The following is a 10,602-nucleotide window of genomic DNA, read 5'->3' as shown; positions in this document are numbered from 1 at the left end:
AGCCGAGAACTTGGGGGAGTCGGCAACCGACGACAACGCCGCAGATGGGCGCACCAGACCCCGCGTCTGCGACCTGATCCGCCGGACAGGCCCTAAAAGTGAGGGGGGAGCCCCCAGCCTGGGAGCTCCCCCCTCATCGCGCCGGCACGGTCACCCGGCGAAGTCCAGCAGCACCTTGCAAGAACGGCTTCGGTCCGCCGCCAGAGCGAACGCCGACTCCGCCGCCCCGAGCGGCACCACCGCGCTGATCAGAGCGTCGAAGCGGGGCTCGGCGGCGAGCAGCAGCAGCGCCTCGTCGAACTCCGCGCCGAAGCGGAACGCACCCCTCAGCTCGATCTCCCGGCTCACCACCAGATTCCCCGCGAACGGGCTCTGCCCCGGCGGCAGCATGCCGAGCTGGACGACGACCCCGCCGCGACGCACCAGGCGGAGGCAGGTGTCGAGGCCCGCGGCGACACCGGATGCCTCGATGGCCACGTCGACCTCCGAGGGCCACCCGGAGTCGTCGGGATCGTCGGCCCGTACGACCGAGTCCGCGCCGGCCGAGACGGCGTACGAGAGCGCCTGCGGCAGCAGGTCGGTGACGGTCACCCGCGCCGCGCCCGCGGCCTTGGCGGCGGCCACCACGAGGCAGCCGATGGGCCCGGCCCCCGTCACCAGCACGTGCCGGTCCTTCACGTCACCGGCCCGCCGGACGGCGTGCAGCGCGACCGACAGTGGTTCGGCGAGCGCGGCCCGCCGGAGCTCCAGCCCCTGCGGAACCGCCCTCAACTGCTCGGCGGGGACCACCACTTGGGACGCGAACCCGCCCTGTACATGCGGCATGCGGGCCGCGCTGCCGAGGTAGCGCGTGTCCCGGCACACGTTCGCACGCCCGTCGACGCACTCGGGGCACACCCCGCACGCAGTCGCCGGGTGCACCGCGACGGCCGTACCCGGCAGCGGACCTGTGGCCCCGGCACCGTACGAGACCACCGTGCCGACCACTTCGTGGCCCAGCACCATCGGCTCCCGCAGTCGGAAGTCCCCGACACCGCCGTGCCGCCAGTAGTGCAGATCGGACCCGCACACCCCGCCGTACCGGACGGCGACCAGCGCCTCCCCGGGCCCGGCGGACGGGACCGGCAGTTCGTCGACCCGCAGATCGTCCTGCCCGTGAATCACACAGCCGAGCATCGCCAAGTCCCCTTCGCAGCACCTTTACAGCACACTGGTCATACCGCCGTCGACGTACAGCACCTGCCCGCTGACGAAGTCCGCGGCGGGTGAGGCGAGGAAGAGCACCCCGCCGACCAGGTCGTCCGTACGGCCCCAGCGCCCGGCCGGGGTGCGTCGCCGCACCCAGGCGCTGAACTCCTCGTCGTCCACGAGGGGCTTGGTCAGCTCGGTCTCGATGTAGCCGGGGCCGAGCCCGTTGACCTGGACCCCGTACGGACCCCAGTCCGCGCACATGCCCTTGGTGAGCATCTTGAGCGCGCCCTTGGTGGCCGCGTACGGGGCGATGCCCGGACGGACGACCTCGCTCTGGAGCGAGCAGATGTTGATGATCTTGCCGTGACCGCGCTCGGTCATCCCTCGCGCGGCCTCGCGGCCGACCAGGAACGCGCTCGTCAGGTTGGTGTTCAGGATCCGGTGCCAGTCCGAGTCCGTGAACTCCAGGAGCGGGGCCCGCAGCTGCATGCCCGCGTTGTTGACCAGGATGTCGAGCGGGCCCACCCGCTCCTCGACATCCGCTATTCCGGCGGCGACCGAGGGACCGTCGGTGACGTCGAATATCGCCGTGTGGACGTCGCCGGGCAGTTCGGAGGCGGCCTTCTTGAGGCGTTCACCGTCGCGCCCGTTGAGGACCACGGTGCAGCCGGCCTCCGCCAGCCCGCGGGCGAGCGCCAGCCCGATGCCGCGGCTGGAGCCGGTGACCAGGGCCGTACGGCCGCTGATGTCGAAGAGAGGGTGAGCCATCGTCGTATTCCTCGTCCTCGTCCTCGTCCTTCTAAATGACCAGCGACAGCAGGAGCACCAGTCCGCCCGCCACCACCGAGATGATCGTCTCCATCACCGACCAGGTCTTGACGGTCTGGCCGACGCTCAGGCCGAAGTACTCCTTGACCAGCCAGAAGCCGGCGTCGTTGACATGGCTGAAGAAGAGCGAGCCCGCGCCGATCGCCAGCACCAGCAGGGAGACGTGCGCGGTCGACATGTCGGCCGCGAGGGGCGCGACGAGACCGGCCGCCGAGATGGTGGCGACGGTCGCGGAACCGGTCGCGAGCCGGATGGCCACCGCGATCAGCCAGGCGAGCAGCAGCGCGGGAATCGACCAGTCCTTGGAGATCTCCAGGATCATCTGGCCCACACCGGAGTCGATCAGCGTCTGCTTGAAGCCGCCGCCCGCGCCCACGATCAGCAGGATTCCGGCGATCGGCGCGAGGGACTTCTCGACGGTCGTGGAGATCCGGTCCTTGGTGAAGCCGGCCGCGCGGCCCAGGGTGAACATGCCCATGATGACCGCGGCGAGCAGTGCGATCAGGGGCGAGCCGATGACGTCGAAGACACGCTGCACCATGTGCGTCGGGTCGTCCACGATGATGTCGACCAGTGCCTTGGACAGCATCAGCACGACGGGCAGCATCACGGTGGCGATGGTGACGCCGAAGCCGGGGCGCTTCTCCAGGTCCTCGGAGGCGCGGGTCGGGATCATCTTGTCCGGCGCCGGGACATCCACCCAGCGGGCCGCGTACTTCGAGAAGACCGGACCGGCGATGATCACCGTCGGGATGGCGACCAGGACACCGAGGGCCAGCGTGAGACCGAGGTTGGCCTTGACCGCGTCGATCGCGACCAGCGGGCCGGGGTGCGGCGGGATCAGGCCGTGCATCACGGACAGACCGGCCAGCGCCGGGATGCCGATGCGCATCAGGGAGTAGTTGCCGCGCTTGGCCACCATCAGCACGACCGGGATGAGGAGCACGATGCCGACTTCGAAGAAGAGCGGCAGACCGATGACGGAGGCGATCAGCACCATCGCCCACGGCATGGCGCGCCCGCCCGCCTTGGCGAGGATGGTGTCCACGATCTGGTCGGCGCCGCCGGAGTCGGCGAGCAGCTTGCCGAGGATCGCGCCGAGGGCGATCAGGACACCCACACCGGCAACGGTCGAGCCGAGACCGGCCGTGAAGCTGAGGATGACCTTGTCGATCGGTGCCCCGGCGAAGGCACCGAGCGCCAGCGAGCCGATGGTCAGGGCCAGGAAGGCGTGCAGCTTGAACTGGGTGATGAGCAGGACGATGACGGCGATGCCCGCCAGGACAGCGATACCCAGCTGAGCATGGCCCGCCGAGGTGATCGGCTCGACGGCGTCCGCTGCCAGCATCTCGACGCTGAGTCTGGTCACGGTGGTTTCCTTGCTTGAGAAACGTACGAGGGAAGGAAAAAAGGGTTACTGCGAGAGCCGGCCGAGCCCCTGGAGTGCGGCCACGGCCCGTTCGGTGATCTCCGCGGGGTCGCCGGAGACGTCCACGGAGACACCCGCCTCGTCCGCTTCCAGCGGCTGGAGGGTGGCGAACTGGGAGTCCAGGAGTGCCGTCGGCATGAAGTGCCCCTGGCGGTGCGACATCCTGTCCTCGATCAGCGCGCGGTCACCGGTCAGATGGACGAAGACGGCTCCGGGCGCCTCGGCCCGCAGCCGATCGCGATAGCTGCGCTTGAGCGCCGAGCTGCTGACCACTCCACCGAGCCCGGCGCGGCTGTGCGCCCAGCGGCCGATGGCGTCCAGCCAGGGCCACCGGTCGTCGTCGGACAGCGGTGTCCCGGCCGTCATCTTGTCGATGTTGGCCTGGGGGTGGAAGTCGTCGCCCTCGGCGTACGGAACGCCGAGCCGGGCCGCAAGCAGGGGACCGATGGTGGTCTTGCCGGTGCCTGCCACGCCCATGACCACGACGACATGGGGGGTACTCATTGCTGCCTCGCTGTCTTCGTCGACATCTGATGTCGACGACACTGAAACTCATTAGGTACGACGAATTCAAGAGTCTGTGACATATAAGTCTGACTTTTTGTTCCAGCTGGGAGCCTCGTACGCTGACTCCATGAGCACACGGGGCCGGGGCCTGCACGGACATGTACTGGAATGCCTCGGGCCGGCGATCACGGCGGGTGAGTACCCGCCGGGTAGCGTGCTGCGCACGGACGAGCTCGCGCAGCGCTTCGAGGTCTCGCGCTCCGTCATGCGCGAGGCGGTCCGGGTGCTGGAGTCCATGCACCTGGTCGAGTCCCGCCGCCGGGTCGGAGTGACGGTCCGCCCCAAGGCGGAGTGGAATGTGTACGACCCTCAGGTCATCCGGTGGCGACTGGCCGGCGCCGACCGGCCCCACCAGCTGCGTTCGCTCACCGTGCTGCGTTCCGCGGTCGAACCGATCGCCGCGGGGCTGGCCGCCAAGAACGCCACCGCCGAGCAGTGCGCCGAGCTCACCGAGTGCGCCCTGGGCATGGTCGCCAACTCACGTGGCCAACAACTGGAGGCGTATCTCGTCCACGACGTCGCCTTCCATCGGGTGATCCTCAACGCCTCGGGCAACGAGATGTTCGCCCGCCTCGGCGACGTGGTCACCGAGGTCCTGGCGGGCCGTACCCATCACGAGGTCATGTTCGAGGACCCCGACCCCGCCGCCGTCACCCTGCACGTACAGGTCGCGGAGGCCGTCCGCGAGGGCGACGCCACCCGCGCCGAGGAGCTCACCCGCGAGATCACGGTCGGCGCGCTCCAGGAGCTGGACATCCTCGCGCCCTGACAGTTACTCGACGAAGTCCCCGTCCACGTACACCCACGCCCCGTCGACCCGCTCGAACCGGCTCCGCTCGTGCAGCGAGCCGCCCCGGTAGGAGGCCCGGAAGGTCACGGTCCCCACGGAGTGGAAGGCCGACCCCTGGCTCGCCGCGAGGATCTCCAGGCCGGTCCACCGCATCCCCGGGTCGAACTCCACCCGCGGCGGCCGTGTCCTCGGATGCCAGGTACGCAGCAGATAGCCCTCGTCCCGCTGCACGAAGGCGCTGTAGCGCGACCGCATCAGAAGCTCGGCGGTCGGCGCGGCGGCGGCACCGCGGTGAAACCGTCCACAGCACTCGGCGTACGGCTCGGGCAGCCCGCACGGGCAGCTACGACTGGTCATGATCGCCATTCTGTCTGCACTCTGCACCCTGCCTAGGCCGAGTCGGTGTTCGTCGGCGGGTAAGTCGGCCGGGCCGGAAGTGCCACGGACGGCTGGGGCGGCGGCGGCAGCGCCGCGTCGTACAACCACGCGGTGAACAGATCGTCCAACGGCTCCGCCGCGTAGCGCGCCGCATGCGCGGTGAAGGCCGCCGTGGTGACGGCGCCGCCCCGGTGCAGGGCGGCCCAGCCGCGCAGCATACGGAAGAAGGCGGTGTCGCCCATCGCGCAGCGCACCGCGTGCACGGTGAGCCCGCCGCGCTCGTACAGCCGGTCGTCGAACATCAGCTTGCGGCCCGGGTCGGCCAGGACGAGATCCTGCGGCTGTGCGGACAGCTTCCGGTGCGCGAGGGCGGCCAGCTGCTGCGCCGTACGACCGCCCGAACGCTCCGACCACAGCCACTCGGCGTACTTCGCGAACCCCTCGTTCAGCCAGATGTGCCGCCAGTCCGCGATGGACACGCTGTTGCCGAACCACTGGTGCGCCAGCTCATGCGCGACCAGCCGCTCCGAACTCCGCGACCCGTCCACATGGTTGGCGCCGAACAACGACAACCCCTGTGCCTCGACGGGGACATCGAGCTCCTCCTCCGTCACCACCACCGCGTACTCGCCGAACGGATACGGCCCGAATATCTCCTCGAACAGTTCCATCATCGCGGGCTGCCGCGCGAAGTCCCGGGAAAATTCACCGAGTAGACGCACCGGCAGATGTCCGGACTGTGGTACGCCACCGAGGCCGGGATCGCCGAGCAGCACCGTCTGGTACTTCCCGATCGACAGCCCGACCAGATAGCTCGACGTCGGCGCCGCCTGCTCGTACACCCACGTGGTCGTCGAAGCCTTCGTCGTGCGGGTCAGCAGCCGGCCGCCCGCCACCACCGAGTACGAGGACGGTGTGGTGATCGAGATCTGGTACGACGCCTTGTCGGCGGGCCGGTCGTTGCACGGGTACCAGGAGGGCGCACCGACCGGCTGGCTCGCCACCAGCGCCCCGTCCTCCAGCTCCTCCCAGCCGATCCCGCCCCAGGGGCTGTTGACCGGCTTGGGGTTGCCCGCCCAGTGCACCTCCACGGTGAAGGCGGACCCGGCCCGGATCGGCTTCGCCGGGCGGATGCGCAGCTTGCCGCCCCGGTGCGTGTAGTGCGGTGTCTTGCCGTCGACGCGGACCCGGCCGATCCGGAAGTCGGCCAGGTTCAGCTGGAATTCGGCGAGCGGACCACGGCCCGCTATGGCGTTGAGCCGCGCCGTCCCGGACAGCCGGTTCGGGCCGGGGCGGTAGTCCAGCGCGAGCTCATACCGGTGCACCCGGTAGCGGGGATCGCCGTTGGCCGGGAAGTACGGGTCCGATCCCACTGTCTGCTGAACGCTCACTGCTGCGTCTGCTCCCTGCGCTGTGCTCGTACGACGTGCCGGTGCCTCGTCCCCGGACGCCGTACGGGCCGCGCCTAGGAACGCCATGCTTCGATCGGGTTGCCCAGCCAGCGGGTGTCGTCGGGAACGGATTCGGCCGCCATGACGAGCGACGCGGGTCCCAGCGTGCTGCGCGCCCCGACCGTGCTGCCGGGAAGGACGATTCCGCCCGGGCCCAGAGTGGCGCCCTCACGGAGGACAACAGTATCCGTCCGCAAGATCCGGTCGTGGAAGAGGTGAGTCTGCAGGACACAGCCCCGATTCACGGTGGAAGCATCGCCGAGGGAGACCAGGTCCGTCTCCGGCAGCCAGTAGCTCTCGACCCAGGCGCCCTTGCCGATCCGCGCGCCGAGCCCGCGCAGCCACGCCGTCATCAGCGGCGTACCGGGCACGGATCCGGCCAGCCACGGCACGGCCACCACCTCGACGAACGTGTCCGCCAGCTCGTTGCGCCACACGAACCCGCTCCACAGCGGGTGCTCACCGGCCCGGTGCCGGCCCACGAGCAGCCACTTCGCCACGATGGACAGCAGGCACGCGACCGCGCCCACACCGAGCAGCACGACCCCGCCGAGCAGGGCCGCCCAGGCGCCCAGCGCACTGAACGCGGCCACGGTCAGCACCGCCAGCGCCGCCGAGCAGAACACCGGGGCGATCCGGCACAGCTCCACCAGACCGCGTGCCCACAGCAGCCGCGCGGGCGGGTCGTACGTACGGCTCTGATCGCCGTCCTGGGTCGAACGCGGCAGCTTCACCGGCGGCAGCCCCAGATACGAGCTGCCCTTCTTGGCCTTCTTCGGCGTCGCCGACAGCACCCCGACCAGACCGCCGTCCGGCACGCTGCGGCCCGGCGCGGTCATCCCGGAGTTGCCCAGGAACGCCCGCCGCCCGATCTCGGCCCGCCCGATCTTCACCCAGCCGCCGCCGAGCTCGTACGGCGCGGTCAGGGTGTCGTCCGCGAGGAACGCGCCCTCGCCGACCGTGGTGAGGCTCGGCAGCGCCAGCACGGTGGACACCTCCGCCCCCCGCCCGATCTTCATACCCAGCAGCCGCAGCCATACCGGCGTGATCAGCCCGGCGTACAGCGGGAACAGCGTCTCGCGGGAGCGGTCCATCAGCTGCGTGACCGTCCAGGCCTGCCAGCCGATCCGGCTGTGCGTCGGATACGTGCCCGCCCGCAGGCCCAGGCTGAGCAGTCGTACGGCGATCAGGAGCAGCAGCGCGTACGCCAGCCCGAAGGCCAGCGCCGCCGGGACCAGCGCGACCGCGGCACCGCGCAGCGCGTCACCCAGCCCGGCGTCCGCGCCGATGAACACATGCGCCACCAGGAGCGCGGCCACGCCCGCCAGCAGGGGCAGCGCGGTCAGCGCGAAGCCCGTCGCGCCGTACATCGCGCGCCAGTACGTCCCACGCCGCGGGTGCTCCTTGGGCCAGGCCCGCTTCGCCTTCCCGAGCTTCACGGCGGGCGCTCCGGACCAGCGCTGCCCGGTGGGAATCTGTCCGGCGACGGCGGAACCCGGGGCCACCTCGGCCCGCTTGCCGACCCGCGCTCCCGGGAAGAGCATGCTGCGCGTCCCGACCACCGCTCCGGCGCCCACCTTGACCGGGCCGATCTCCAGCCGGTCACCGTCCAGCCAGTGCCCCGACAGGTCCACCTCGGACTCGACGGCGGCACCCCGGCCCAGCTTCAGCATGCCGGTCACCGGCGGCAGCGAGTGCAGATCCACGTCGGCGCCGACCTTGGCGCCCAGGGCACGTGCGTAGCGCTCCAGCCAGGATCCGGTCAACGAGGTCGCGCCGCTGAACTCGACCAGCCGCTCGGCGGTCCACAGCCGCAGATGCACGCTCCCACCGCGCGGGTGGCGGCCCGCCTTCACGCCCCGCAGCAGCAGCCGCGCCCCGCCCGCGGCGATCGCGAGCCGACCCGGCGGGCTGAAGAGCACCACGGCCCCGGCGGCGACGAGCCACCACGACGCCGTCGGCGCCCACGGAAACGGCCCGAACCAGTGCAGTACGTTCCCGAGCGCGGCCAGCGCCACGGTCCAGCGCAGGCCCAGCAGCGTGAACAGGGGGATCAACAGGAGGAGCTGGATCGCCTTGGCCCGCACGGGCACCGGCGCGATGGTCCGCTCGGCGCCGTCGTCCTGTGCGGACTTCTCCAGGTGCCGGGCCAGCTTACGCAGGACGGGCTGCTGATAGATGTCGAGCACGGCGGCGCTGGGGTAGCGGGAGCGCAGCTTCGTCGTGAGCTGCGCGGCGGCCAGACTGCTGCCGCCGATCGCGAAGAAGTCGTCGGACGCGCTGCCGACCGGAATGCCGAGCACCTCGCTCCACTGCTCCGCGAGCCAGGCCTCGGTGCCGTACAGCTGCTCCTTCGCACCGCCGCTCTCCAGGCCCTCCAGCGGCCAGGGCAGCGCGTTGCGGTCGACCTTGCCCGACGTCCGGGTCGGCAGATCCTCGACCGGGGCGAGCAGCGGGACCAGGGCGGCGGGCAGCTCGGCGCGCAGCTTCTCGACGGCACTCGCGTGGTCCCAGCCGTCCTGGGTGACGATGTAGCCGACGAGCAGCTGATTGCCGCTGCGGGCGGTGCGGACCGCCGCGGCGGCACCCGCCACACCGGGCAGCGCCTGCAGCGCCGCGTCCACTTCCCCCAGCTCGATCCGGCGCCCGCCGAGCTTGATCTGCTCGTCGGCCCGCCCGAGAAAGATCAGTCCCTCGGAGTCCGCCTTGACCAGGTCGCCGCTTCGGTACGCCCGCTCCCAGCCGAGCGACTCCAGCGGCGCGTACTTCTCCGCGTCCTTCTCGGCGTCGAGATACCGGGCGAGCCCGACCCCGCCGATCACGAGCTGGCCGCTGTCGCCCATCGCGACCGGCTGCCCGGCCTCATCGACCACGGCCAGCTCCCAGCCGTTCAGCGGCAGCCCGATCCGAATCGGCTCCGCGCCGGTCATCAGGGAGGCGCAGGCGACCACGGTGGCCTCGGTGGGCCCGTAGGTGTTCCACACCTCGCGCCCCTCGGTGACGAGCCGCTGGACCAGCTCGGGCGGGCAGGCCTCACCGCCGAAGATCAGCAGACGTACGTCGTTGAGGGTCTCGGGCTCCCAGAGCGCGGCGAGCGTGGGCACGGTCGAGACCACGCTGATCTCCTGCTCGACCAGCCAGGGCCCGAGGTCGGCACCACTCCTGACCTGCGACCGCGGAACGGGTACGAGGCAGGCCCCGTACCGCCAGGCCAGCCACATCTCCTCGCACGAGGCATCGAACGCGACGGACAGGCCCGCCATGACCCTGTCGCCCGGACCGATCGGGTCCTCGGTCAGGAACAGCTCGGCCTCGGCGTCCACGAACGCGGCGGCGCTGCGGTGACTGACGGCCACCCCCTTGGGCTTGCCGGTGGACCCGGAGGTGAAGATGATCCACGCGTCGTGCTCGATGCCGGGGCGCGCGGCGGGAACATCCGACGCGTCGGTGAGGGTCAGCCGGTGCTCGGCCCCGATGACGGCCCGCACCTCCGCCTCCCCGAAGACCAGCTCGGCCCGCTCGTCCGGGTCCTCGGCGTCCACCGGCACATAGGCGGCTCCGGCGGCCAGTACGGCGAGGATGGCGACGTACAGCTCATTGGTACCGGACGGGACCCGCACGCCCACCCGGTCACCGAGGCCCACCCCGGCGGCGCTCAGCCGCCGTCGCAGGGTCTCGACCTCGGCGGCCAGGGCGCGGTAGGTGAGGGCGCGGTGGCCGTCGTCGAGGGCGGGCTCGTCGGGGTACGCCCGGACGGTGGCGTCGAGGATGTCGACCAGCGTGCGCGGCGAGGCGGCGACGGACGCGGAGAAGCGCGCCGTGTCGCCGAACTCCGCGCGCACCTCCTCGTCGAACAGCGCGAGTGCGGGGCCTTGCTCGAGGGCTGCCATCGGGTCCTCACGTGTCGTTTCCCGGAACTTCCCGGGCGCCGACGGGCCCACAGGTATGCCTGAGGATCTTCCGTCAGC

General features: G+C 71.0%; 8 protein-coding genes. 1 reads left to right on the top strand and 7 read right to left on the bottom strand.

Going from position 1 to position 10,602, the window contains the following annotated elements; translation table 11 throughout:
* Window positions 1–150: 150 nt before the first annotated feature.
* Genes AB0D57_RS13125 through AB0D57_RS13110 form a run of 4 tightly spaced genes read right to left on the bottom strand, consistent with a single transcriptional unit; the run spans window position 151 to window position 3,952 of the window.
* Complete coding sequence (locus AB0D57_RS13125) at window positions 151–1,176, bottom strand: L-idonate 5-dehydrogenase (RefSeq protein WP_362071028.1); 1,026 nt, start codon at window positions 1,174–1,176, stop codon at window positions 151–153.
* Between the two features lie 24 nt (window positions 1,177–1,200).
* Window positions 1,201–1,959 carry an SDR family oxidoreductase gene (locus tag AB0D57_RS13120; protein ID WP_362071026.1) on the bottom strand — a complete coding sequence of 253 codons (759 nt, stop codon included), beginning with the start codon at window positions 1,957–1,959 and terminating at the stop codon, window positions 1,201–1,203.
* A 31-nt stretch (window positions 1,960–1,990) separates the two neighbouring features.
* A complete protein-coding gene (locus AB0D57_RS13115) occupies window positions 1,991–3,388 on the bottom strand; it encodes a gluconate:H+ symporter (protein WP_362071024.1) in 1,398 nt (465 codons plus the stop codon).
* 45 nt (window positions 3,389–3,433) lie between these two features.
* Window positions 3,434–3,952, bottom strand: a complete 519-nt coding sequence (locus tag AB0D57_RS13110; RefSeq protein WP_362071022.1) for a gluconokinase — start codon at window positions 3,950–3,952, stop codon at window positions 3,434–3,436.
* Between the two features lie 130 nt (window positions 3,953–4,082).
* On the opposite strand from AB0D57_RS13110, the gene AB0D57_RS13105 reads away from it, so the two are divergent.
* Entirely contained in the window at window positions 4,083–4,784 is a 702-nt protein-coding gene (locus AB0D57_RS13105; RefSeq protein ID WP_362071020.1) for a FadR/GntR family transcriptional regulator, read from the top strand.
* A gap of 3 nt (window positions 4,785–4,787) precedes the next feature.
* Here AB0D57_RS13105 and AB0D57_RS13100 read toward each other — a convergent pair whose 3' ends face one another.
* The 3 genes from AB0D57_RS13100 to AB0D57_RS13090 form a co-directional block, all read right to left on the bottom strand.
* Complete coding sequence (locus tag AB0D57_RS13100) at window positions 4,788–5,162, bottom strand: YchJ family metal-binding protein (RefSeq protein ID WP_362071018.1); 375 nt, start codon at window positions 5,160–5,162, stop codon at window positions 4,788–4,790.
* Window positions 5,163–5,194: 32 nt separating this feature from the next.
* Window positions 5,195–6,574, bottom strand: a complete 1,380-nt coding sequence (locus AB0D57_RS13095; RefSeq protein WP_362071016.1) for a M1 family metallopeptidase — start codon at window positions 6,572–6,574, stop codon at window positions 5,195–5,197.
* A gap of 74 nt (window positions 6,575–6,648) precedes the next feature.
* The gene (locus AB0D57_RS13090; RefSeq protein WP_362071014.1) at window positions 6,649–10,524 is read right to left on the bottom strand and encodes a Pls/PosA family non-ribosomal peptide synthetase; all 3,876 of its coding nucleotides are present in this window, start codon (window positions 10,522–10,524) and stop codon (window positions 6,649–6,651) included.
* Window positions 10,525–10,602: the final 78 nt, after the last annotated feature.

Source organism: Streptomyces sp. NPDC048275 (genome assembly GCF_040652275.1).
In the GTDB taxonomy this organism is placed as follows: Bacteria; Actinomycetota; Actinomycetes; order Streptomycetales; family Streptomycetaceae; genus Streptomyces.
This window is presented reverse-complemented; position numbering and strand designations above follow the sequence as displayed.

Coding starts and splice junctions, on each gene's coding strand:
- AB0D57_RS13125 (WP_362071028.1), bottom strand. CDS start 1,176: ATGCTCGGCTGTGTGATTCACGGGCAGGACGATCTGCGGGTCGACGAA.
- AB0D57_RS13120 (WP_362071026.1), bottom strand. CDS start 1,959: ATGGCTCACCCTCTCTTCGACATCAGCGGCCGTACGGCCCTGGTCACC.
- AB0D57_RS13110 (WP_362071022.1), bottom strand. CDS start 3,952: ATGAGTACCCCCCATGTCGTCGTGGTCATGGGCGTGGCAGGCACCGGC.
- AB0D57_RS13105 (WP_362071020.1), top strand. CDS start 4,083: ATGAGCACACGGGGCCGGGGCCTGCACGGACATGTACTGGAATGCCTC.
- AB0D57_RS13100 (WP_362071018.1), bottom strand. CDS start 5,162: ATGACCAGTCGTAGCTGCCCGTGCGGGCTGCCCGAGCCGTACGCCGAG.
- AB0D57_RS13090 (WP_362071014.1), bottom strand. CDS start 10,524: ATGGCAGCCCTCGAGCAAGGCCCCGCACTCGCGCTGTTCGACGAGGAG.